The following is a 23,477-nucleotide window of genomic DNA, read 5'->3' on the forward strand; positions in this document are numbered from 1 at the left end:
CCCCAGGTGGAGCGATCCCCAGAGTGGAGGAACAGATGGCGACGTTCGTTCTCGTACCCGGTGCCTGGAAGGGATCCTGGTCGTTCGAGGCGGTGGTTCCGCTGCTGGAGCGGGCCGGTCACACCGTCCACGCCCTGACCCTGACCGGCCTGCGCCCGGACGACGACAACGCGGCGGTCGCGACCGCCAACCTCGACACGCACGCCGACGACGTGCTGCGGCGCCTCGATCGGGCCCACATCACCGACGCGACGCTGGTCGGCCACAGCTACGCCGGGATGGTGATCGCCGCCGCGGCCGATCGCGCCGGGGGCCGGGTCTCCCGGCTGGTCCACCTCGACGCCTACGTCCCGGGCGACGGCGACTCGTGCTGGTCGGCAACGAACGAGCACTTCCGGGACCTGTTCGCCGCCGGCGCCGCGATCACCGGGTACGCCGTCCAGCCACCGGACGGCGGTGATCCCCGCCGCCGTCCGCATCCCCTCGCCTCGTTCCTGCAGAAGATCCGGCTCAGCGGCGTGCTCGCCCAGGTCCCGCGCCGCGAGTTCGTCTTCTGTTCCGGCTGGGACCGCACGCCCTTCGCCGAACTCCGGTCCCGACTCGGAGCCGATCCCGGTTGGCAGGTCCACGACCTGCCAACCGGCCACGACGCGATGCACGAGGCACCGGAGGCCGTCGCCGCCCTGCTACTCGACGAGCGCCGGGCGGGACGGATGATTCGACACCGTCAGGAGCTGTCGGTCCGGGTCGGAAAGTGTTCGGCGCCGACCCGGACGACCGCGTGAACCCGGCGCAGGTGCGGCGCGACCTCCTCGTCGGGCCGCTGATCGAGCACCAGGTGTCCGTCGGCGGCCCAGTGGATCCGGCGCAGCGCCGAGCACCGCCCGCGGGTGGTGATTGTCGGGTGTGCGTGGAAGACGACGAGTTCGACGCCGTCCTCGTCCCGGCTGAACGTGTTGTGGCCGGGTCCCCAGTGGCTGAAGTTGCTGCCCGTGCCGAGCACCGGCGTGGCGGCCTTGGTCCAGGCGTCCGGGTCGAGCAGGTCGGCACCGCTGCGCGCCTCGATCGCCCCGACCGCGTACGTCGGCCCCACCTGGGAACCGGAGTAGGTGACCACCAGCCGGTCGTCGTGCCGCAGCGCGAACGGCCCCTCGGCGACCGGGTGGTCCCAGCCGTACCCGGCCGTGACGATGCGGACCGGATCGCTGGTCAGCCGCCACGGGTCGGCGGGGTCGATGGTCGCGATCCACAGCTCGGCGTCGCCGATGTGGTCGGTGACGTACCGCTGGGACCAGATGACGTAGCCGCGCCCACCGTCCTCGAGGTACGTCATGTCGAGGCTGAGCCCCGGGTGCTCGGGGTCACGTTGCAGGGGCGCGCCGTCGGCCTGGAGCACCGGGCGGGGCGCCTCCCAGTCGGCGGCGACCACCGGGTCGCCGCCGTCGCGCAGCCGCAGCACGTGGCAGCGCACCTTCGTCCAGTCCGCGGCGCCGACGCTGGGGGCGAACAGGCAACACAGGCGACCCCCGATCACGTGCAGTTCGGGCGCCCAGAAGCAGCCGGCGATGTCCGCCGGACCGACCTCGAGGATCGTGTGGTCCGGCGCGGTGGCGAGCCCGGCGATGCTGTCCGCGACGCGCAGCAGCAACCCGGTCCGGGACACGCAGTCACCGCCCAGGTCGTCGGTCGCGATGAAGTAGTACCGGCCACCGTAGGCGAGCACCGTGGGATCGGCGCGATCGACGACGAACGGGAACGGGTAGACCCGTTGCCGCACCGTGCCGGTCACCGCGTACTCGCCCGGTTGATCCCATTCGACACCGGCGAGACTGTCCGGATCCCAGTCGACCGGGCGTCGCGCGGTGGAACCGTCGTCGTAGCTCAGCCGGGCCCACGGCAGTTCACGGGGGGCCTCCCCCGCCGTGGTCTCGATCGGCGGGACTTCGACGGCGACGTTGCGGATCCGTCCGAACCGGTGCCGCAGCCGCATCGCGTCGGCCTCGCCGATCGGCAGCGCACCGGTCAGGACGTGTCCGGGCGCCCCGTCGGGCACCGCCGGCGTGAGCACCACGGGCGCCGCCGGAACCGGGGACGTCCACGGGCCGGGCAGTTCGGTGGCGCCGGCCGACCACGCCCGGTCCTCGTCGTCGGTCCACCACAGCAGGAACTCCGCGCGGGCCTGGTCGTACACCCCGCGCGGTCGCCGCACGCCGCCGCCGGCCGCGACCGGGACGAGGCCGATCTCCCGGTACGTGATCAGGTCCGGCGAGTCGAACAGCAGCACCGCCGAGTCGGCCGAGGGCTCCGGTGTTCCATCCGACCGGGCCGGCGAGGCGACGACGACGTACCCGCCGGGGACGGCGAACACCCACGGATCGGTGAGGGTACGCAGCCGGTAGCTGTCCACGTGCTCGGTGGGAACCGCGCGGGGGAACAGGACCCCACGGTCGTCGTTGAGCCGGTTCACCGCGCCGTCCGGCGTCGCCAACGCCAGGTGCAGGCTGAACGCGATCTGCGGCGCGTAGACCGCCGGGTCGGGGTCCGGGGTCCGGGTGCCGACCAGCAGCACCGGCGCGTCCGCCGGCAGCACGGTGACCTCGTACGTCCCGGTCTGCTCGGCCGGGTCGGTCGCCTCGGACCGGTCGGCGGCCTCGGGCCCATCGGTGGCCTCGCGGCCGTCGGCGGCCTCGGGCACGGTCCGTACCCTGATCCGGGTGACGACCTCGGTCGCCGACCGGCTGGTCAGCACGCCGGCCGTGACGTCGAGGTCGGGGTGGTCGGCGTCGAGCTGGACACCGGCCGGGATGGCGGTACCCGAGCCGAGGACCGGCGGCAGCACCACCCGGACCTGGGTGGCGACGCTGGAGTTCGTCAACCCTTGAACGCTCCTTCCATGATCCCCTGGACCAGGCGCCGCCCGACGAAGACGAACAGCACCAGCAGCGGCAACGTGGCCAGGAACGAGCCGGACATCGCCAGGCCCAGGTCGATGTCCCGGTGGTTCTGCAGCGCCTTGATGGCGATCTGCACGGTGTAGCGCTCCGGGGACTTCAACACGATGAACGGCCACAGGAAGTCGTTCCAGCTGTAGACGAACGTGAACAGCCCCAGGACGAAGGCCGCCGGGCGGACCAGCGGGAACGCGATGCGCCAGAAGATCTGCCAGGTCGTGGCGCCGTCCACCCGGGCCGCGTGCATCAGCTCGTCGTTGATGGTGTTGCCGATGTGCTGGCGCATCCAGAAGATGCCGAACGCGCTGACCAGCCCGGGGACGAACACCGCCTGGAGGGTGTCCACCCAGTTGAGCCTCGACATGATCAGGTACTGCGGGATGACCGCCAGCTGGGCCGGGACCGTCATGGTCAGCACGACGATGAGGAACAGCGTGTTGCGACCGGGGAAGGACAGCTTGGCGAAGGCGAAACCGGCCAGCGCGCACAGCAGTGCCTGACCGACGCCGATCGCGGTGGCGATGGCGATGCTGTTGATCAGCGCCTGCACGAACGGCACGGTGTCGAACACCAGGCCGGCCAGATGGAAGAAGTTGCCGCCGGGCAGGACGTGCGGGGGCAGGCTGTACGCGGTGGCCGAGTCCGTGGTGGCCACCACGAACATCCAGTAGAGCGGAAAGATGCTGAGGAACGCCATGACGCACAGCAGCACGTACACCCCGAGGGAGACGCGGTTGACGCTACGCCGCCGCCGCGCTGCGGGTGTGGCGGTCGAGGAGATGGGGTTCATCGGCGCTCCGAGCGGATGCGGGTGACCAGCAGGTAGTTGATCGCCGTGATGATCACGACCATGACGAAGAGCGCCACGCCGACGGCGGCGCCGTAGCCGAAGTGGAACCGGCCGAAGGCCTGCTCGAAGAGGAACAGGGTGAGGGTCTGGCACTGCCGGGCCGCCCCGCAGGTGAGGCCGCCCACCGGGTTGACCAGCAGCGGCTCGGTGAAGATCTGCAACCCGCCGATCGTCGAGGTGATGACGGTGAACACGATGATCGGCCGCAGCATGGGAACGCTGATGTGGCGGAACTGCTTCCAACCGTTCGCGCCGTCCGCGGCGGCGGCCTCGTACAGCTCGCGGGGAACCGCCTGGAGTGAGGCGAGGTAGAGCAGGGTGTTGTATCCGGTCCACCGCCAGGCGACCATCACGGCGATCATGATCTGGCTGCCCCACGCCGAGGCCGTGAAGTCGATGTGCTGGAAGCCCAGCAGCCCGAGGAACCAGTTGAGCATGCCGTAATCGCGGTCGAAGAGCTGGGCGAACACGATGGCCGTCGCCGCCACCGAGGTGATGTAGGGAACCAGCACCGACATCCGGAAGAACGTGGCCCCCCGCAGCCGGGGGTGGTTGAGCACGTGCGCCGTGCCCAGCGCGAGCAACAGCTGCGGCACCGTCGACAGCACCCAGATGACGAACGTGTTCCGCATCGCGTCCCAGAACCGCGCATCTTGCATGAGCTGGCTGAAGTTGGCCAGGCCCACGAAGCGATGCTCGCCGATGGGGTTCCAGTCGAACAGGGCGACGTAGAACGTGAACAGCAGCGGGAAGAGGCCGAAGATGAGAAAGAGCAGGAAGAACGGCGCGATGTACGCGTAGGGCGCCAGCCGCTCGCGTATCCCCTGCTGGATGCGGCGGTTCCGGGCGGGCCGCGCGGTGGCGGCCTCGGCGCCCGCGGCCGGACTGAGCATGATGGTCACAGCGGTCACCTTCCCGACGAGCGGCGGCCGGGTCAGCCCCGGCCGCCGCGCATCAGTCGTCTGTTCAGCCGCGGATGGCGTTCTTGACGTTGGTCATCGCGGTGTCCCACGCCTTGTCGGGAGCGACCTTGCCCTGCTCGACGCTGGTGAGCACGTTCAGCAACTCCGTGCCGATGGTGCCGTCCTCGGGACCGATGTAGAACGGCTTGACGTTCACCACGGACTGCGTGTAGATCTTGCCGACCGGCGCGTTGGAGAAGAACGGGTCCTGCCTGCCGACGAGCTTCGGGTCCGTGTACACGGACGGCGTCGTGGGCAGGTTCCCCTTCGCCACGAAGTTCTCGAGCTGGCCCTCCGGCGACTGCATCTCGGTGATGTAGTTCCAGGCCGCCTGCGGGTTCTTCGCCCGCTTCGGGATGGCGAGGTAGCTACCGCCCCAGTTTCCAGACCCACCGGGGATGGTGGCGACGTCCCACTTACCGGTGGTGCCGGGGGCGTTGGTCCGGATCGAGCCGAGCATCCACGCCGGCGCCGAGACGACCGCGAAGCTACCCTTGCCCATGCCCGCGGTCCACCCGGTGTCGAACGAGGGCTGCTTCGCGGAGATGCCCGCGCCGAAGGCCTTCAGCGTCAGCTCGAACGCCGACTTGACCTGCGGGTTCTTGTCGTACGACAGCTTGTGGTCCGCGTCGTAGTAGCGCTCGGATCCCTGGTTGACGGCCTGGAAGAAGACGCTCGTCGGGGTGTTGTCGATGAACGGCTTGCCGGTCGCCTGGACGTACTTCTTACCGGTCTCGATGAAGGCGTCCCAGGTCGGCCACAGCTTGGACACCTGGTCGCGGTCGGTGGGCAGGCCGGCGGCCTTGAACAGGTCCGTGCGGTACGCGACAGCCATCCCGCCGACATCCGTCGGGATCCCGATGATCTTGCCGTCCTGGGTCGTCGGCTGCGCCATCACCCAGTCGAGGTAGTTGCCCTTGATCTTGTCGGCACCGAGCGTGTTCAGGTCGACGAAGTTCTCCGGAGACTGCATGAACTTCGGCAGGTCGTCGCCCTGGATCAGCACGAGGTCGGGCACCTTGCCGCCGGCCAGCGCGGTGGTGAGGGCCTGGGCCGTCTCACTCGTGCTGCCCACCTCGGTGAGCTTGATGTTGATGTCCGAATGCTTCTTTTTGTACGCCTCGACGTCGACCTTCTGGTTGATTCCGCTGAACGACCAGAACTCGAACGTCTTCGAATCCGACGGTCCGGAGTCGCCGCCCGACCCGGGCGAACAGCCGACCACCAGGAGCGCGGCTGTGGCGAAGACGGCTGCGGTGGTGATGACGCGCTTCAAGCGGCCCTCCATACGATGGTCGTGAACTGTGGCGACTCAAGCGATCACGGTAAATGGCATGAGCCGGTTAACGACCGGACCGCAGAGGGTGGTGACGCGGCCACCGCACGTACGGCTCAGACGTGAGCGACGGCCCCGTCGAGATCGCCTATCTGCCGCATGACGCAGACGCGGCTTTGAACTACATCAATCTGTCATGTGTCGTATGACGGTACTCAACATCACAGAGTCCGTCAATGACCTGCGGCCCGGAAGATCGACAACCGTTGAGCGACCCCTCGCCCGGTCACGGCCGGGACCCGCTCGACCCGTGCCGCGCCCGACGGGAGGACCGCTCGGCCCGTTCGGCGCCCCGGCCGCGAGGATCCACCGGCGGCGTGGAACAGCGCCGTGGTCCGGCGTGGCCATCGGTACACTCCGGTACCTCTGCGGGATCGGGGGTCACATGTTCGCGATGCTGTCGATGCTGCTGGACGTCATCTCCGCGCATGCCGGCCGAATCCTCGACGGTCGACGGGTGGCCCGGGACAGCGAGGTCGCCGAGCGGCTGCTGCTCGTCGTGCTCGACCTCCAGCAACTGTGCGTACGCGGGGATCGCCTGCTCGCCCTGATGCACGGTTTCCTCGACGCCGGATCCGAGCCGGAGGGTCCGACCGGATCCGGGCCGGTGGGTCCGGCCGGATCTGGTGCGGTGAGTCCGGCCGAGGCCGGGCCGGTGGGTCCGGCCGGGGCCGCTGCGGTGGATGCCGACCGGGTGGCCGAGTTCGACCGGCTGCTGCGGGCCCAGGTGTCCACGGTGGCGGAGGTACGTCGCCGGCTGGACGACAGCCGCGTCCTGCTCGCCACCGTCGACGTCGGCTTCTCCCTCGACCTCGTGCCGTTCCTCGACGCCAAGTCCGGGCTGCTCACCCGCTGGCTGCAACAGGTCGAGCAGAGCCGTTACTCGACCACCACACTGTTCTTCCTGCCCGTCGCCGAGGTCCGGCGCATGCTCGAGACCGCTCGGGGATACGTCGGACCGGACGGTCTGGACACCGAGCGGGCCGAGTACGTGCTGGCACTCGCGGACGGCATCCGCGAGGTACGCCGGCGTGAGGTGCGGGACGTCCGCACGCGGTCCTCGGCGGACCACGCGGATCGGCTCCGCGCTCAGCTCACGACGGCGGGCACGGAACTGGACCGGGCGAAGGCCCTGTGCGCCCGCCTGGCCACCGCCGTCGAGGCCGCCGTCGGGCCGGAGGCGCTGGCCCGGCTGCGCCGGCAGATCGTGGCCCGCTCGACCTGATCCGCCCGGGTCACGGCCGCCGTCGGGTCCGCCGGTGGAGCTCCGGATCGCGCGGGTAGACACCTTCGGCAGCCAGCGCGTACGCCCCGATCCCGGTGGCGAGCACGGTCGTCTCGGCCAGCCCGAACAACCGGGCCAGCTGGTCGGCGTTGAACATCAGCCGCTGGAACAGCCCACCGCCCTTGGCCGCGTCGGTGATCCGGACCTCGTCCACCATCATCCGCCGCTGCGGAAACGAGACCCGAAGTTGGAGCAGCGCGGCCAGCCGGTCACCGTGGTGGATCCGCAGGTCGACACCCGCCGTACCCTCCGGGTACAGCGAGACATCGGCCCGTCCGTCGGCGATGCCTTCGGTCAGGGTCCGGGCGACGACGGCGGGCGGGATGCCGACCCACCTCGTCCAGCAGGCCAGGAATTCCTCGTCGAGCGGGGTCGCCGTCAGGGTCGGTTCCAGCGCGATGAAGTCGGCCGCCGTCACCGGTCCAGCCGCCGACTCCACCCGGTCAGGCTCCGGCGCGGTGCAAGGCAGTGTGAGCTCGGCCGCCGCGCGGATCAGCTCGTCCCAGACCGGATCGGGCCGGAACGGCGGCAGCAGCTCATCGGCGCCGGTGGCCGCGCGGGCCCGTTCCCACCAGGCGGCGGTGTGGACGGGCCGCAGCCCGAACCGGGTCGCGCCGGCGACGAACGCCCGCAGCATCAACAGCAGACCCGCGACGGCGACCAGGTTCTGGTCCGCTGGGACCCGGGCCGCCGCCTCGGCGTCCCGGGCCATCTCCGAGTACGCCACCAGCGGCGGCACGTCCCGCACCACGACCGGCAGACTCGAGTCGAGCAGCCCCTCGGTGGCGACGGGCGCGAACACCACGTCGTTCCGCATGATTATCAGCGGCCATTCGTCGGGCCCGTCGGCCACCGCGAACTCCACCGCCGGATCGCCGGTGACCGCGAAGATCCGCCGGAACCGCCGTACGTCGTCGGGTCGCAGCCGCACCCGATCACCGACGGCCGGTATCCGGACCTCGACCCGGTCGTCGGCCGCGACGTACACCTCCGCCACCAAGCCGTGCAACGCCTGGACGATGTCCTCGGCCCGCATCCGTCCTCCCCAAGGTGTTGGCGGGGCGCGTCAACCACCCCTCCATCGATCGATAATTTTCCATATAATCAGGCCCCCTGTCCGGTCAGGAGGCTCTCATGCGGCGCCACGCCCACCAACCCGTCCGAGTTCTCGCGCTCGGCCTGGTCCTAGCCCTCGGTACAGCGTTCGGCCCGACCACCCCGGCCCGGGCCGACCACACCAGTCAAGTCGACCACACCAGCCGAACCGGCCACAGTGCCACCATCACGGCCAACACCCTGCGCGCCGGCTTCACGGCCCGGGGCCGGCACATCGGCGCCGCCACCCAGGCGTACAAGCTCGGCGATCCCGCCTACACCGGCATCCTCGACCGGGAGTTCAACTCCGTCACCCCGGAAACCGAACTGGAGTGGGACTCGGTCGAACCGCTCCAGGGCCAGTTCGTCTTCACCCGTGCCGACCAGATCGTCGCGCACGCCCGAGCCAACGACATGACGGTCCGGGGACGCAGCCTGGTCACGCCGGGCAACATCCACTCCGTCTGGTTCAGCAACCTGGGCAGCGCGGCGAGCATAACCGCGGCGATGAACCACCACATCACCAGCATGCTGACCCACTACCGGGGACAGATCCGCTCCTGGGGGGTGGTCACCGAGGCGTTCAGCGAGACCGGCACGCTACGCCACTCGCAGTTCGAGACGTACCTCGGCAGCAGCTTCATCGAGACGGCCTTCCGCACCGCGCGGGCCGCCGACCCCGCCGCCACCCTGTGCTATAGCGACTTCAACATCGACGACTTCAACAAGCCCAAGACCCAGGCCGTGTACGCGATGGTCCGCGACTTCAAGGCCCGTGGCGTGCCGATCGACTGCGTCGCCCTGCAGAGCCACTTCGCCGCCACCTACCCGCTGCCGAGCAACTACCAGCGCACCCTCGCCGAGTTCGCGGCGCTCGGCATCGAGGTGCAGGTCAGCGAGTTGGACGTGGCCGGTTCCGGCTCCCCGCAGGCCGACACCTACCGCCGGGCGGTGATCGCCTGCCTCGTGACCCCCAGGTGCTCGGGGCTCACGGTCTGGGGCGTCCGGGACATCGACTCCTGGCGCAGCAGCGACACCCCGGTGCTGTTCGACGCGGCCGGCAACCCGAAACCCGCCTACTACGCGGTGCTGTCCACGCTCTGAGGTGTCGCCCGCGCGCCGTCGACGTCGCGCCGGTGCTGGTGCCGGGTCGGCACCAGCACCGGCATGTCCGGTCAGCGACGCAGTTGCTGGGTGATCGTCGGGTCGGTGATCTGGGTGTCCTTCGCCAACATGAGCGCCTTGCTGAGGATGACGGCGAGCACCCGGTCCCCGTCGAAGGGCAGGAAGAGGTCGCCGGTCGAGGAGCCGACCGACTGCTTCGGCACGATGCACAGGTACTGGTCGTTCGGGCTCATCAGGATGTTGCCCGATCCGAGGTGGATCCGGTAGGTGCGCAGGTCACCCCGGACAACGAGGAAGCGACCGTCGACCTTCGCCCGGTCGGCGATGGCCAGCCGGGGAACGAGGCGTTCGAGCATCTCCTTGCGGGTCTGCGCCGTGCCGCTGAGCTCGCCGAAGCTGTAGGAGGCCCAGTACTCGCGGAACCGCCCCTCGGGGCCGCCGTCCTGCCAGGTCGGGTCGTTGCCGACGCTCGCGACGCCGACGAACAGGTCCACATCCCGCAGGACCTCGCTGAGCACCAGCGGCGGGATCTCGGCCAGCGGCAGCGGGTCGGTGGGTCGCGCGTCGGGATCCACCCACTGCTCGTAGCCACCGCCCCCGGCGTGCGCGTAGTTCTCGGGCGCCTTGATCGGATAGAACCGGACCTGGTCGGTGGCGATCCGCAGGTAGGCTCCCGACTCGGTCGTGTCGGTCTCCCAGTTCTCGCCGGCACCCTCGATCCAGAACTCCGCCCGCAACCCCCACTGCGGCAGCTCGCGGGTGGCCGGCTCGTACGAGTCGTCGACCATCAGCCGGAGCTTGTTACGCCAACCCCGGGCCGCGGCCAGCGCGTGGAACTGGTGCTGGCGCAGGATGTGCGAGGCGTACCGGTTGGAATAGACCCGGGTGTTCTCCTCGGCCGCGGTCAGCAGGTAGACCTCGCGGTGCGCCTGCTTGAACGGCTGGGTCACGCGCCTGGCCTCCAGCCACCCGCGCCACGCCAGCACCTCGTCCAGCTCGCGACCGATCGGATGCCACAACCGCACCGTCTCCCCCGCCGCGATCTCCTGGTCCGCACCGGTGCGCAGGGCCCCGTCCCAGTACGCGCACGGCACGTCGTCGACCAGCCAGATCAGCCGGCGGGCCAGCGTGCCGACCAGCGGATGGTCCAGGTAGCGGGCGCGCCATGCCTCGAACGGCCAGACCCGCTGAGCGAGGAACTGGCGGTCCAGACGTTCCGTCTGGGCCGACAGCATCTTCTCGATGTCCTTGACCGCGTTCCTGAACTCGGCGAGCCGCTCGGCGTACCCGGATCGCACCGCGGCGGGGACCGACCTGACGATCTTCCCGGCGCTGTTGCGCCAGGTGACCGCGACCGTCCCGGAGGTGGCGTCCAGGGTGGCCGAGGCGGCACCGAAGTGCTCGACCCGGCGACCCACCTCGGTCAGCCCGTACGTCGGGACGGCCAGCTCCTCGACCTCGTCCCGGCTGAGGTTCAGCGCCGACGCCCGGGCGTCGAGGGCCGCGTTCAACTCCTTCAGCGTGCCCTTGTAGGTCACCCGCGCGGCGAGCCGGGCGAGCTGGGCGAGCGCCCCCTCGGCCGGACTGCGCGACAACCCGTACACCGCGGCGTTGGCGACCTTCGGATTACGCGGGCCGAGGCCGGCGACCTTCCGAAGTGACGTCTCGACGAGCGCCCCGAGCACCCGTGGCGTCTCGGGATGCTCAGGCAGGAACGCGGTCAGCCAGACGAGCCCACGCAGCGTCGTCGCGTTGAACTGGTCGAACGCCTCGTTGACGTCGTGCTCCCACCGGGCGCGGTTGAGCCGGATGGTGCGCGGGCGCCCGACCAGCGCGAGCCAGGTCCGTAGCCGGTCGCCTGGCTCGGTCAGCTCGGTGAGCAGTTTCCGGCCGGTCGCTTCCCATTTCGGCGACGGCTTGGCGCTGGTCGCGGTCGCCGCGTGCCGGAAGAGCCCGTGCCATCGGTCGGCCTCGGCGGGGTCGAGCGACGCGACCTCGGTCAGGGCGCGATCGGCCCAGGCCTCGCCCGGGTTGACCACCGGCACGTCGAGCCGGTCCAGCAGCGGCTTGAGTGCCCCGGCCGAACTCCAGTAGCTCTGCACGACGGTGCGGCGCATCATGGCGACGACGTCCAACGGCAGCGGCCGGCCGGCGTCGAGGAGCTGCTCGGCCATCCGCCGCTGCGCGTCGCCGCCGAAGTAGGAGGTGTGCCGGGCGGCGAAGGCGAGCGCGACCGCCGCCGAGTCCGGATCCGTCGTCCCGCTGGCGCCGTAGGGCTTGACCAGGATCTCCAGCAGGTCGTTGGTGACCCGGCGCTGCTCCGCCCCGGTGACCCGGCTGCACCGGTCGACGAGCGCCATCAGCAGGTCGGGCTTGCGCGCGGGTGCGACGAGAGCGAGCGCGTCGGTCACGTACCGGCTCTCCCGGCCCCAGTCGCCGGAGTAACCGGCGGTGTATTCCATGACCTCGTCGGCGAGGCCCTCGACGTCACCACGCCGGGTGGACTCGGCCATCCGCTCGGCAAGGCTGGACTCCGCCGCTGCCTCGGCCGGGGCGGACCCCGTCGTCGTCCGGTCGGAAAGGGGTGTCGTGGTCGGCATCATCCACCGACCAGCGGCACGAGCTTGAGGAAGGTGACCTGTGTTCCACGGGTCAGCTCCACGACCGTGTCCAGCTCCTCGACCTGCCGGTCGTCGACGAAGACGACGAAGCCGTTGCGGGAGAACGCCGCCAGGGCGAGGGCGGCCTGCTCCTCCGGATCGACCCGACGTGGCCGCTTGAACTTGAAGCCGTTGAGCGTCCGCTCGGTGTCGGTCGGCTGCACCAACCCACGGAAGACGTCCCCGTCCTTCGCGTTGTGCTCGGCGACCTCCTGGAAGACCCGGCGGCGGATCACCTCCCGCAGCGGCAGGCGTTCCTCGAAGATCTCCAGATGCCACGCGGCACTGCGCTCACCCGCGGTCGTCTCGTCGACGAAACTCACCATCGCCATGGCGCCGCAGTCTAGGACAGCCCTCCGACAGGTCCCCGGCCGTGAAGTCCACCGCCGGACGCGGCGCCCACCTCGAAGGCTTTTCCTCCATTTCGCCCTCCCTGGCGCCATCTGACGGTGAACCCGCGTCCCAAAGGTATTTCCGGCGGTGTCAGCGGCTCTTAAGAGCGTCACCTCGCCGACCCGGCACCGAAACCCGTCGGATCCGGCGCCCCTTCGATGGGAAGAGCCTGTCATGGACATCGTGGAGAGACACATCCGGCGTGCGGCGTTCGCCGTGCTCGGGGGTGCGGCCCTGATCGGTCTGCTGACGGTCACCGCGGCCGCCGCGGCACCGGTCGAAACGACGTCGGCGGGGGCCGTCGCGGCGGCTCGCACCGACGTCTACATCCGGGACGTCGCCGCGGATGTCGGCTACCAGCCACACTCGTACAACCCGCTCTGGGCCAGCCCCGACATCAAGGTCTGCCCGACCGCAATCGAGTGCGCCGTCAGCCAGAACCCGATCGTCGGCGTGACCAACTACATCTTCGTGAAGCTCCACAACCCCGGGCCGTACGGCTCGGGCACCGACCAGGGTCAGCTGAAGATGTACCGGACCACGCCGGGCGGCGGCGCCACCTGGCCGACGGCCTGGACGCAGATCGCCACGGTCGGGGTTCCGGTGCCCGCGGGGACCACGACGGTGACGATCCCGTGGACCGGGGTGCCGGGACCGGGGCACTTCTGCCTGCTGGCCCGCTGGGTGTCCCCCACCGACCCGATGACCATCGAGGGTCCGGACATCCACATCAACACCCGTTACAACAACAACATCGCCTGGCGCAATGTCGACTCGGTACGGATCATCGTGGGTAAGCCTGTCATACGGCCCTTCGCCATTGGCAACTCGCTCCAGACCGCGACCCGGAACGAGCTGGCCTTCACCGCGACCGAACCGTTCCAGAACGTGGGCGGCCGGGTCGTCGTCGACCTCGGTCAGACCCTGTTCGAGCGCTGGCAGGCCGGTGGCAAGACCGCCACGAACGTCCGCCAGGTGGGCGAGACCCAGTTGGAGATCCTGGATCCGACCAAGGCGAGCCTCGGCAACCTGACGCTGAATCCGGGTGAGCGGCTGGAGTTCTCGATCTCCTTCTCGGCGAGCGTCGCCTTCGACAAGGAGATCGCGCTCGACGTGACCCAGTTCGGACCGGACTCAAGTGGAGCCGGCCGAGCCGACCTCGGCGGCGTTGAGTACCTGGTCAGCGCCGGAAAGGGCTAGCACTCGCAGCACGACCGCGCGGGGTCGCGGGCCGTCCGGCCCGTGACCCCGTCGCCGGTCGTCAACGCAGGCAGACCCAGGTGGTGGCCACCACGTACCCGTCGGCCCGGGCGCGGAGCTGGACCGGACCGGACGGCGGAACGCCCAGCGAGAAGAACCCGACCGCGTCCACCGGCGCCTCGTCGTAGGTGCCGGACGCCGTCCGGGCGGTGACCCGTCCGCCCCCGGCCGGGGTGAGCTGGCCGACGATCCCGGCATCGCTCACCTCGATCTCCAGCACGACCGGCCCGCTGCGGAAGGACAGGGTCCGCACGGAACCGGCCGACCGGGTCGGCCCCGCCGGCGCCGCGTCGCAGGCCGAGTCGAACATCAGCTCGGCGAGCGCCAGATCGACGTCCACGGTCCGCCAGGCGTACGCCGCCCGCGCCGCCGCCACGAACTCCTCCGGGACCGACCCGGTGTCCCGCAGCGCGGTACGCAACTCCCCCGTCAGCGCGTCGTCATCGACCGGCGGCCACGGCTCCATCGCGTTCACCTCCGTTGGTGCTGGCGACTCTGGTGCTGACGACCCGGGGCTGCACCAGGTACGGGGCGAGCGCCGGACACTCGCGCAGCCGGCGCAGGCACCGGGCCTGGGTCGGCCCGATGCTGCCGAGCGGCACCGTCAACCGCTCGGCCGCCTCCCGGTAGCTCAGCGGAGGCTCGCCGATCAGCAGCGACAGCAGCTTCTGGCAGCGCGGCGGGAGCTGCGCGAAGCCCTCCCGCAGGGCCTGCCGCCGCTCCGCGCGCAGCAACTCCTCGTCCGGGGTCGCCGCGTCCGCCGCCCGGAACAGCTCCTGGTGGGCGTCCAGCGACCCGTCGTACGGGTCGACGGGCTGGATGCGCCGGCCGAGGCGGGACATCCGGTAGCACTCCCGGCGGGTGGTGACGGACAACCAGGCGGCGAGCGCCTCCGGCTCACGTAGCTGACCGAGGTGCTCCACCAGGCGCAGCCAGACGGTCTGGTTGACGTCGGCCGCGTCGGCGCGGCTCAGGTCGTGGGACCGGATCACGGAGAAGACCAGCGGGGTGTACCGGTGGACCAGCTCGGCCCACGCCGACTCGTCGCCGCGCACGGCGGCGGACACCAGGCTGGTCACGCCGCGCCCGGTCGACGGCGCCACCCCGTCGCCCGCCGGGCCCGTCATCCGACCAGCACTCCGTAGTCGGGCTGCCAGCGGGGCGTCGCCAGCAGCGCCGTGCGGGCCGCGTCGGCGGTCAGGCCACCGGCGGTCATCATGGCGGCGAGCCGACCGGAGACGTACGCCGTGGCGAACGACGTGCCGGCCCAGGTGGCGAACCCGTGGATGACCCGGATCGGCAGGCCGGGCAGCGCCAGCTCCCCCTCGACGTACGTGCTGACGTACTCGCCGAGCGCGCAGGCGTCGACCCACGGCCCGTAGTCGCTGTAGGTCGCTGGCACCAGACCCTTGGAGCCGCGGCTGACCGCCGCGACCGCCAGGACCTGTTCGAGGGCGGCCGGCCAGATCGGTCGGCTGGTGCTGGCGTTGCCGGCCGCCGCGACCACGACGGTCTTCGGGGACAGCGCCGCCACGGCGTTGGCCAGCGGCAGCGAGGGCTGGTCGTCGAGGGTGAACCCGCCCAGGGACAGGTTTATCACGGAGACGTCCGGCCCGAGCCGACCCATGGCGGCCACCACCGTCGACTCGTCACCCACTCCGGTCGGGTTCAGCGCCTGTTCCGGGTCGACCCGTACCCCCGGTGCGGCCTGCCGGACCACCCCGGCGACGAACGTGCCGTGACCGCCCTGCGGGGCGAGCACGTCGGCGTAGGCGTAGAGCGTGTCCTCGTCGTCGGGTTCCGGCAGGTAGGCGCCGCCGAGCCACAGCGGGTGGTAACTGCCGGCCTGCCGCCAGATGCCGGTGTCGCAGATTCCGACCGTCACGCCCGCCCCTTCGCCGAGCCGGGCCGGGTCCGGTGGCGGCAGCGCGCCGGCCGCCTGGGGTGGTCCGCCGGGATTACCCATGATGTTGCCCAGGCCGAGGAGCACATGGTGCGGCTGGACCAGCGGCACCGGCCGGCCGGCCCACTGCTGGGGATCGCGCAGCTTCAGCACCACGGCGGGAATGTCGGTCTCCTGGGCGAACAGCAGCCGGCTGACCCCGGCGAAGCCGGCGCCCAGGGTCACCGGATAGCCGCGGCTGGCCAGCCAGGCCATGACCCGCTGGGTGTCGGCGTTGGCGACGAGCAGTTGTCGGGGCCGATAGAGGATCTCCCGGCCCGGCACCGTGTACCGGCGAACGTTGTGATCGGCGGCGAGCGCGTCCTGGAACGCCTTCTGGTAGGCGCCGTCGTCGTTGCCGTCGCCGAATGCCGGGGTGGGGCGCGGCCCGACCCCGAGCGGCACCACGGCCGCGGCCAGCGCGGACATCGTCAGCAGCCCGCGCCGGGACAGCCGGTGGAGCGGACGCGACGGGGTGGAGTGGTCAGGTTGCACCGGTCCTCCATGCGGTCACCAAGAAATGCTCACCGCCCAGGAAGACGAATTTCCTGGCGCACTTGATTCTTCCGAACAATCGCCCGTTGTCAATTACCTGAATGGTGGAGAGCTCATTCATGAGCATTCTCGCTGACGGTTTGTCGACGTTGACGGCCGCGCCCGGATGATGGACTCTTTGGGGCATGCCCGACAGCGCCGGTTCCGGTGCCGGGACGGCCCGGGCCGCGCTCGACGCCGTCCAGCGCTCCCCACGGCAGGCGATCGCGATCGCCCAGCGGGTACTCGCCGCCGGCCGCGCCGTCGACCACGACGAACGCTCCACCGCCGAACGCGCCACCGGGCTGGCCCTGCGGGAACTCAACGACCTGCCCGGCGCGGTGCGCCATCTGCGCCGCGCCGTGCGGATCGCCGGCACGCCCCGGACCCGGGCCCTGGCCCAGATGAGCCTGGGGTACGTGCTGGCAAACGCCGGCCGTACCGCCGCGGCGCTGCGGGCGGTGACCGCGGCGCTGCCCCAGCTCACCGGGGCCGACTCCGGGCGCGCCCGGATGCAGCGCGGCGTCGTGCTGCACTTCCGTGGCCGGTACGACGAGGCGGTGCGGGACTACGAGGTCGCCATCGAGATCGCCCAGCGCGAGGGTGACCAACTGCTGGAGGCACGGGCCCGCAACAACCGGGGCCTGTTGAACGCCCACCGGGGCGCCGCAGGCGGCAACGACGACGACCTTGACCGGGCGGCCGTGGCCTTCGGTCGGCTCGGGCTGGACCTCGCGGCGGCGGACGCCCGCTGGAACGGCGGGATCGCCGCCGGCCAACGCGGCGACGTCGTGGGGGCGCTGCGCTGCTTCGCCGAGGTCGACGAGGAGTACCGGCGGCTCGCCATTCCCCGGCCGGCGCTGCTGCTGGACCGCTTCGAGCTGCTGCTCTCGGTGCCCCTGGTCGACGAGGCCGTCGAGGTCGCCAGCACGGCGATCCGGGAGCTGCAACACCGGGGAATGGCGTCAGACCTGGCCGAGGCACTGCTGGCCCGGGCCCGGGCCGCGCTGCTGGCCGACGACCTGGACACCGCCGCGGAGGCCGCCGCGCAGGCGCGGGTCCGGTTCCAGCGGCAGGGCCGGCGCACCTGGTCGGTCCTGGCCCGGCACGTCGAACTGCGCGCCCAGTTCCGCCGGGGCACCCGGTCGACAGCCCTGCTCACGGCGATGGCGCGCACCGCCGACCAGCTCGACGCCACCGGCTGGTCGGGTCCGGCACTGACCACCCGGATCGAGGCCGGTCAACTTGCCGCCGCGACCGGGCACGCCGACCGGGCGGCGACGCTGTTCGCGACGGCCGCCCGAGCCCGCCGCCGGGGCACCGCCACCCGGCGTGGGCAGGGTTGGTACGCGCTGGCCCTGTCCCGTCGGCTGGGCGGGGACGACCGCGGCGCGGCCCAGGCGCTGCGGCGGGGACTGGCCGTACTCGACCGGTACCGGACATCGCTCGGCGCCACGGAACTGCGGGCGCACAGCGGGGCGTACGGGCGGGAACTGGCGGCCGAGGGCCTGGACATCGCGGTCCGGTCCGGTGCGCCGGCCCGGGTTCTGGCCTGGGCCGAACGGTGGCGGGCCAACGCGCTGCGGATGCGGGCGGCGCTTCCGCCCGACGATCCGGACCTGGTCGCCGCGCTGACCGAACTCAGGCTCGTCAGTGGACTGCTGGAGGACGAGGTGCTGGCCGGCCGGCCGGCGAGCGTCCTGCGGGGCCGGCAGGCCCGGCTCGAGCAGCGCATCCGGGATCTGGCCCGGCGGGTGCCCGGCGCGCCCGGTGTGGTGAGCCCGCCCGGAGTGGGCAGGCTGGCCGACCGGCTCGGCTGCCGCGTACTTGTCGATCTGGTGGCCCACGGCGACCGGCTCCGGGCGGTGCTGGTCCGCGACGGGCGGGCCAGCCTGCACGACCTCGGTCCGCTCGCCGAGGCGGTGGGCCTGGCCCGCCGGTACCGGTTCGCCCTGCGCCGGCTGATCACCACCGGGGACTCGGCCGCCGCCCGGGCCGGAGCGACGCACGCCGCCACGGCGCTCGACCGCCAGCTCTTCGATCCGTTGCGGCGCCAGCTGGCCGACCGTGCCATGGTGATCGTCCCGGTCGGGGCACTGCACGCCGTGCCGTGGTCCGGACTGCCGACCTGTGCCGGGCGCGCCGTGACGGTCGCCCCGTCGGCCACGGTCTGGCTCGGTGCGGACCACCGGGAGGCGCCGACCGGCCCACCGGTCCTGGCCGGCGGGCCGCGCCTGCCGGCCGCCCAGGCCGAGGTCCACCGGCTCGCCCGGGTACTGCCCGGGGCGCGGCTGCTGGCCGGGTCGGACGCCACCGCCGGGGCGTTGACCGAGGCGCTGGACGGCGCCGGGCTGGTCCACATCGCCGCGCACGGCAGGTTCCGGGCCGACAATCCCCAGTTCTCCACCCTGGAACTGGCCGACGGACCCCTGTTCGCGTACGAGTGGGAGCGGGTCGCCCGGCCGCCCGGCTGCGTGGTCCTGTCGGCCTGCGAATCGGGCCTGACCGGGGTACGCCCCGGCGACGAGGTGATGGGCTTCGCCGCGGTGCTGCTGGCACTGGGTACCCGGTGCCTGATCGCCACCGTGCTACCGGTGCCCGCCGAGCCCACCACCGCGCTCATGCTGGACCTGCACCGCCGGATGCGGTCCGGTGCCCGGCCCGCGCGGGCGCTGGCCGACGCCCAACGGGCGTTCGTCGCGTCCGGGGACAGCACCGTCCGGGCCACCGCGGCGGCGTTCGTCTGCCTCGGCGCCGGCTGACCGTCCGACCCGGACGGTGAGCGGCCCTACCCGCGACCGGCCGGCCCGACCGGTGAGCTGCCGCACCCGTGACCGGCCGACCCGGACGGTGAGCTGCCGCACCCGTGACCGTCCGGGCCGGACGGTGAGCTGCCGCACCCGGACGCCACCGACGCGCATCGGCGGCTTACGATAACGGCTCGGATGTCCGACTCGACCGCAGTTCGGGCCTGCCGAGGATGCCCGGAGACCGGCGATCGATGGGGGCAACGGTGACCGAGCCCGATCCGACCGAAGGCGGCTCCCTGGCGTCCCGGATCAACACCGACGTCGCCCATCCGGCCCGGCGGTACGACTACTGGCTGGGCGGCAAGGACAACTTCGCCGCCGACCGGGAGTCCGGGGACGCCGTGGCCGCCGCGTTCCCCACCGTCCGTACGTCCGCGATCGAGAACCGGCGTTTCCTGCGCCGGGCGGTGACGTACCTGGCGCGCGAGGCCGGGATACGGCAGTTCCTCGACATCGGCACCGGCATCCCCACCGCGAACAACACCCATCAGGTGGCCCAGGCGATCGCCCCGGAGTCCCGCATCGTCTACGTCGACAACGACCCGATCGTGCTCGTCCACGCCCGCGCGTTGCTCACCAGCACCCCGCAGGGCAGGACGGCCTATCTGGACGCCGACCTGCGGGATCCGGAGCGGATCATCGAGGATCCCCAACTGCACGCCACGCTGGACCTGAGTCAACCGGTGGGGTTGATGCTGCTCGCGATCCTGCACTTCGTACCGGACGACGACGACCCGTACAGCGCGGTCGCGCGACTGGCCTCCGCCATGCCCGCCGGCAGTTACCTCACCATCACCCACGCCACCGACGACCACATGCCGCCGGAGACCAGTTCGGCGGTCAACGAGGCGGACAAGCGTACCCAGGTGTCGTTCCAGTTCCGCGGCCGCGACGAGCTGGCCCGGTTCCTGCCGGGGATGGAACTCGTGCCGCCGGGCATCGTCTCGGTGGCCGAGTGGCACGCCGAGGACGAGGTGCCGCCCCGCCCCAGCGCGGCCGAGACCGCCATGTACGGCGCGGTCGCGAAGATCCGCTAGCGCGACCCCGGAAACGTTCGCCCGGTCGGCGGGCCGGGGACCGGGCCGTCCGGGGCGGGCAGGGCAACGGACCGAGGGTCGCTGGCCGGGCCGACAAACCCGTGGTGGCCTCGGCGCCAGTCCGCCATAGTGGTCGGCATGGATTCCGCCATGGCGACCGACATGGCTGAGGTCAAGGTCATCGTCGCCCATCAGGAGCGCGCGACCCTGCGCGTCGGTGACGTGTTCCTCAAGATCGACGCTGATCAGACGCGCACCGACATCGAGGTCGCCGCGATGGCCATGGCGCCGATCCCGACCCCGGAGGTCCGGTGGCGCAAACCGCCGGTGCTCGCGCTCGCCGCCCTCCCCGGGACGGCTCTCGGCCGCCTCGGCCAGCCGTCGACCGCGTCGCCGGCGGCGTGGGCCGCGGCGGGGGCCGCCGTCCGGAAGCTGCACGAGGCCCCACCGCCACCATGGCCCGGTCGGAACCTCGACGAGATCACATCGCGCCTCGACGGCGAATGCGAGTGGCTCGTCACGAACGACGTCCTGCCCACCGACCTGGTCGTCCGCAACCGCGAGGTCGCCGAGGTCGCGCTCCGGCCGTGGACGCCCGTCTTCACGCACGGCGACCTTCAGGTCGCCCACGTGTTCGTCGACGACGATCAGGTCACCGGCGTGATCGACTGGTCGGAGGCCGGCCGGGACGACGCCCTGTACGACCTCGCCAGCCTGACGCTGGGACACCCGGAGCACCTTGCCGACGTCGTCGCCGGCTACGGCACCGACGTCGATCTCGACGTGATCCGCGCGTGGTGGTCGTTGCGCAGCCTGCTGGCGATCCGCTGGTTGGCCGAGCACGGCTTCGACCCCTCATCGCCGGGCTGCGAGGTCGACGTGCTGAGATCCCGGATGTGAGGCAACCCGCATTCTCGCCGATCCCGTCCACGGGTGGCGGTCGCCCGCAGAAGATTGGGCACCCACGGCACCAGCTTCCGACCGGTGTTTGACACCGGCGGCCACGCCTGGCCAGACTGACGCCACAACTCAATCAGCCCGTACGCGCGGGGGAAGTCCGGTCGAAGTCCGGCGCTGGCCCGCAACGGTAGACGGTCGAGAGGCATCTCGACGGTGAGCCCGAATACCCGCCGTACCCGCATCCGCTCCCCCACCCGTCGTGGCCCACGGGTCGGAGTCCCGGTCGACCCGCCGCGTCGGTGGTCGGCCGGGTTCTGACGACCGCCGGGCCGGAAAGGCGCTTCCGATGGTCGTCCGCCTGAGCCGGCACCGCCTGCTCACCCTGCTCTGCGGCACGCTCGCCGCCCTCACCCTCGGCACACCCGCCAGCGCCGCCGGCGGATCCGCGACCGCCGCCACCACTGTCGCGACCGCCGCCGGCATACCCGGGCCGGCCGCCGCGCTGACCGGAACCGCCGAACCCGCGACCGGGGCCGGCACACCACCGGTGGTGAATCGCCCGGCGGCCGCCGCCGGCTGGCTCGCCCGGCAACTCGTCGACGGAGAACGCTTCGAGGCGGTCTTCGACGGCGTCACCTACCCCGATCAGGGGCTCACCCTGGACGCGGTGTTCGCCTTCGCCGCCGCCGGTGTCGCCGACGACTTCGGCGCCCGGGCGCTGGCCTGGGTCACCCGGCCGGACATCCGCGACGGATACCTCGGCGACGGCACCGCCGAGGCGTACGCGGGCGCCACCGCCAAGCTCGCCCTCGCCGTCGAGGTGCGCGGTGGTGACCCCAGCGACGTCGGCGGGGTGGACCTGACCGCCCGGCTGCGCTCGCTCCAGTCGGCCACCGGACGGTTCACCGACCGGTCGGCGTACGGGGACTTCAGCAACGCGTTCAGCCAGTCGTTCGCGATCCTCGCCCTGGACCGCACCGCGCAGGGTGCGCCCGCCGGGGCGGCCGCCTGGCTGGCCGGTACCCGGTGTGCCGACGGGGGTTATCCGGTCCTGCCCGAGCAGCCGGTCTGCACCTCCGATGTGGATGCGACCGCACTCGCGGTGCAGGCGCTACAGGCCGCCGACCGCCCGACCGACGCCGCCGCCGGGCTGCGTTGGCTGGCGTCGGTGCAGGGCTCCGACGGCGGTTTCGGCAACGCGGCCGGCACCCCGAACGCCAACAGCACGGGCCTCGCCGCGCAGGCGCTGCGGACCGGGGGTCGGCCGCTGGTCTGGGCTCGGGCCCGCGCGTTCCTGGCCGGGCTCCAGGTCGGCTGCGCCGGGACACCGACCGACCGGGGCGCGGTCGACTTCGACGGCGGCGCGTTCGACCCCGACACCGCGGTCCGGGCCACCAGCCAGGCCGTCCTCGGTCTGACCGGCACCGGGTACGCCCACCTGTCCGCCGCCGGCGCCACCCCCGGCGCACCTGCCCCCACCTGCCCGTGACCCGTCCCGTAGCTCACCCGATCTCAGGAGGACCCGTGTTCCGTCACCGATCCGCCATCCGCGTCCGGATCGCCGGGCTGCTGGCCGCTGCCCTGGCCGCCGTCGCCCTGACCGCCGTCGAACCGGCACCCCGGGCCGCGCACGCCGCCGCCTGCACCGGCACCTCGGGGGTCACCGTCGTGGTCGACTTCGCCGCGCTCGGCGGCGGGGTCCAGGTCGCCTGCGCGCTGGGCGATCCGGCCACCGGAACAGCCGCGCTGCAGGGTGCTGGCTTCACCGTGACCGGCACCGCCCGCTGGGGCCTGGCCTTCGTCTGCCGGATCAACGGCAAGCCGACCTCGGCCACCGAACCGTGTGTCAACACCCCGCCGGTCACCGCGTACTGGTCGTACTGGCACGCCCCGCACGGTGGCCCGTGGTCCTTCAGTTCGTCGGGGGCGAGCAGCTACAACCCCGCGCCGGGCAGCGTCGAGGGCTGGGCCTTCGGCGCGGGTGCGGCGCCGAGCATCACGGCGCCCTGACCGGCGTCGCGGTCTGACCGCCACACCCGGACCGACCGGCACGGTCTGCCCGCCGTGCCGGCCGGCGTCGCGGTCTGGCCGCCGCCGTGTCGGCCGGCGTGGCGGTCTGGCCGGGACCGCGTCGGGGGGCCGGTCCGCCGCCGCTCTGGCGTCCGCGGACGTGCGAGCGGTACGGTGTCGACACCCCGGTGTGTACGCCGGGCATCCAACTGCATACGTCCCGTGGTGGGGGGAAGCCGGTAGAAGCCGGCACTGACCCGCAGCCGTGAGCGAGAGTCCTCTCGCGAGTCGGAATGCCCCGCCCGGGACGAGCGGCTTCCACTGTCG

General features: G+C 71.9%; 19 protein-coding genes and 2 riboswitches. Of the genes, 9 read left to right on the plus strand and 10 right to left on the minus strand.

The window, feature by feature from the left end; genetic code table 11:
• The first annotated feature begins 35 nt into the window (after positions 1-35).
• Complete coding sequence (locus ACXN5W_RS01350) at positions 36-785, plus strand: alpha/beta fold hydrolase (RefSeq protein ID WP_473156239.1); 750 nt, start codon at positions 36-38, stop codon at positions 783-785.
• On the opposite strand, the gene ACXN5W_RS01355 is transcribed toward ACXN5W_RS01350, so the two are convergent.
• From ACXN5W_RS01355 to ACXN5W_RS01370, 4 genes are all read right to left on the minus strand, one after another.
• Entirely contained in the window at positions 728-2,875 is a 2,148-nt protein-coding gene (locus ACXN5W_RS01355) for a family 43 glycosylhydrolase (RefSeq protein WP_473156240.1), read from the minus strand. The two genes, ACXN5W_RS01350 and ACXN5W_RS01355, sit on opposite strands and share 58 nt — an antisense overlap.
• On the minus strand, positions 2,872-3,741 hold the full coding sequence (locus tag ACXN5W_RS01360; protein ID WP_473156241.1) for a carbohydrate ABC transporter permease: 870 nt from the start codon (positions 3,739-3,741) through the stop codon (positions 2,872-2,874). The genes ACXN5W_RS01355 and ACXN5W_RS01360 overlap by 4 nt, the downstream gene beginning before the upstream one ends.
• A complete protein-coding gene (locus ACXN5W_RS01365; RefSeq protein ID WP_473156303.1) occupies positions 3,738-4,694 on the minus strand; it encodes a carbohydrate ABC transporter permease in 957 nt (318 codons plus the stop codon). Before ACXN5W_RS01365 ends, ACXN5W_RS01360 begins: the two co-directional genes overlap by 4 nt.
• Before the next feature lie 73 nt (positions 4,695-4,767).
• Positions 4,768-6,039 (minus strand): ABC transporter substrate-binding protein, encoded by a 1,272-nt coding sequence (locus tag ACXN5W_RS01370; RefSeq protein WP_473156242.1) that lies wholly within the window; start codon positions 6,037-6,039, stop codon positions 4,768-4,770.
• 445 nt (positions 6,040-6,484) lie between these two features.
• On the opposite strand from ACXN5W_RS01370, the gene ACXN5W_RS01375 reads away from it, so the two are divergent.
• A complete protein-coding gene (locus ACXN5W_RS01375) occupies positions 6,485-7,324 on the plus strand; it encodes a hypothetical protein (RefSeq protein WP_473156243.1) in 840 nt (279 codons plus the stop codon).
• A 10-nt stretch (positions 7,325-7,334) separates the two neighbouring features.
• On the opposite strand, the gene ACXN5W_RS01380 is transcribed toward ACXN5W_RS01375, so the two are convergent.
• Positions 7,335-8,420, minus strand: coding sequence for a hypothetical protein (locus tag ACXN5W_RS01380; protein ID WP_473156244.1), 1,086 nt, complete (start codon positions 8,418-8,420; stop codon positions 7,335-7,337).
• Between the two features lie 98 nt (positions 8,421-8,518).
• On the opposite strand from ACXN5W_RS01380, the gene ACXN5W_RS01385 reads away from it, so the two are divergent.
• A complete protein-coding gene (locus tag ACXN5W_RS01385) occupies positions 8,519-9,583 on the plus strand; it encodes a glycoside hydrolase family 10 protein (protein ID WP_473156245.1) in 1,065 nt (354 codons plus the stop codon).
• A gap of 71 nt (positions 9,584-9,654) precedes the next feature.
• Here ACXN5W_RS01385 and ACXN5W_RS01390 read toward each other — a convergent pair whose 3' ends face one another.
• Together ACXN5W_RS01390 and ACXN5W_RS01395 are read right to left on the minus strand one after the other, a co-directional pair.
• Positions 9,655-12,117 carry a DUF4132 domain-containing protein gene (locus ACXN5W_RS01390; protein ID WP_473156246.1) on the minus strand — a complete coding sequence of 821 codons (2,463 nt, stop codon included), beginning with the start codon at positions 12,115-12,117 and terminating at the stop codon, positions 9,655-9,657.
• 86 nt (positions 12,118-12,203) lie between these two features.
• Positions 12,204-12,596, minus strand: coding sequence for a hypothetical protein (locus ACXN5W_RS01395; protein ID WP_473156247.1), 393 nt, complete (start codon positions 12,594-12,596; stop codon positions 12,204-12,206).
• Between the two features lie 235 nt (positions 12,597-12,831).
• Between ACXN5W_RS01395 and ACXN5W_RS01400 the strand changes: the two genes are divergently transcribed.
• Complete coding sequence (locus ACXN5W_RS01400; RefSeq protein WP_473156248.1) at positions 12,832-13,857, plus strand: hypothetical protein; 1,026 nt, start codon at positions 12,832-12,834, stop codon at positions 13,855-13,857.
• Between the two features lie 61 nt (positions 13,858-13,918).
• Here the strand turns inward: ACXN5W_RS01400 and ACXN5W_RS01405 are convergent, their stop codons facing one another.
• From ACXN5W_RS01405 to ACXN5W_RS01415, 3 genes are read right to left on the minus strand one after another with little or no spacing between them, the layout of a single operon-like run.
• Positions 13,919-14,383 carry a hypothetical protein gene (locus ACXN5W_RS01405; RefSeq protein WP_473156249.1) on the minus strand — a complete coding sequence of 155 codons (465 nt, stop codon included), beginning with the start codon at positions 14,381-14,383 and terminating at the stop codon, positions 13,919-13,921.
• Complete coding sequence (locus ACXN5W_RS01410) at positions 14,358-15,044, minus strand: RNA polymerase sigma factor (RefSeq protein ID WP_473156250.1); 687 nt, start codon at positions 15,042-15,044, stop codon at positions 14,358-14,360. The genes ACXN5W_RS01405 and ACXN5W_RS01410 overlap by 26 nt, the downstream gene beginning before the upstream one ends.
• On the minus strand, positions 15,041-16,354 hold the full coding sequence (locus ACXN5W_RS01415) for a S8 family peptidase (protein WP_473156251.1): 1,314 nt from the start codon (positions 16,352-16,354) through the stop codon (positions 15,041-15,043). The genes ACXN5W_RS01410 and ACXN5W_RS01415 overlap by 4 nt, the downstream gene beginning before the upstream one ends.
• 185 nt (positions 16,355-16,539) lie before the next feature.
• Here ACXN5W_RS01415 and ACXN5W_RS01420 point away from each other — a divergent pair, with 185 nt between their 5' ends.
• The 5 genes from ACXN5W_RS01420 to ACXN5W_RS01440 all read left to right on the plus strand — a co-directional run bounded on the left by ACXN5W_RS01420 (position 16,540) and on the right by ACXN5W_RS01440 (position 23,150).
• Positions 16,540-19,155: a CHAT domain-containing protein gene (locus ACXN5W_RS01420; protein ID WP_473156252.1), complete on the plus strand. Its 2,616-nt coding sequence runs from the start codon at positions 16,540-16,542 to the stop codon at positions 19,153-19,155.
• A gap of 239 nt (positions 19,156-19,394) precedes the next feature.
• Positions 19,395-20,240 carry an SAM-dependent methyltransferase gene (locus tag ACXN5W_RS01425; RefSeq protein WP_473156253.1) on the plus strand — a complete coding sequence of 282 codons (846 nt, stop codon included), beginning with the start codon at positions 19,395-19,397 and terminating at the stop codon, positions 20,238-20,240.
• A 138-nt stretch (positions 20,241-20,378) separates the two neighbouring features.
• A complete protein-coding gene (locus ACXN5W_RS01430) occupies positions 20,379-21,140 on the plus strand; it encodes an aminoglycoside phosphotransferase family protein (protein WP_473156254.1) in 762 nt (253 codons plus the stop codon).
• 126 nt (positions 21,141-21,266) lie between these two features.
• Positions 21,267-21,389, plus strand: a riboswitch (cobalamin riboswitch).
• Positions 21,390-21,486: 97 nt separating this feature from the next.
• Entirely contained in the window at positions 21,487-22,629 is a 1,143-nt protein-coding gene (locus tag ACXN5W_RS01435) for a peptidase (protein ID WP_473156255.1), read from the plus strand.
• Positions 22,630-22,664: 35 nt separating this feature from the next.
• On the plus strand, positions 22,665-23,150 hold the full coding sequence (locus ACXN5W_RS01440; RefSeq protein WP_473156256.1) for a hypothetical protein: 486 nt from the start codon (positions 22,665-22,667) through the stop codon (positions 23,148-23,150).
• 205 nt (positions 23,151-23,355) lie between these two features.
• Positions 23,356-23,470: riboswitch (cobalamin riboswitch) on the plus strand.
• Positions 23,471-23,477: the final 7 nt, after the last annotated feature.

The organism is Plantactinospora sp. A48, from assembly GCF_055793945.1.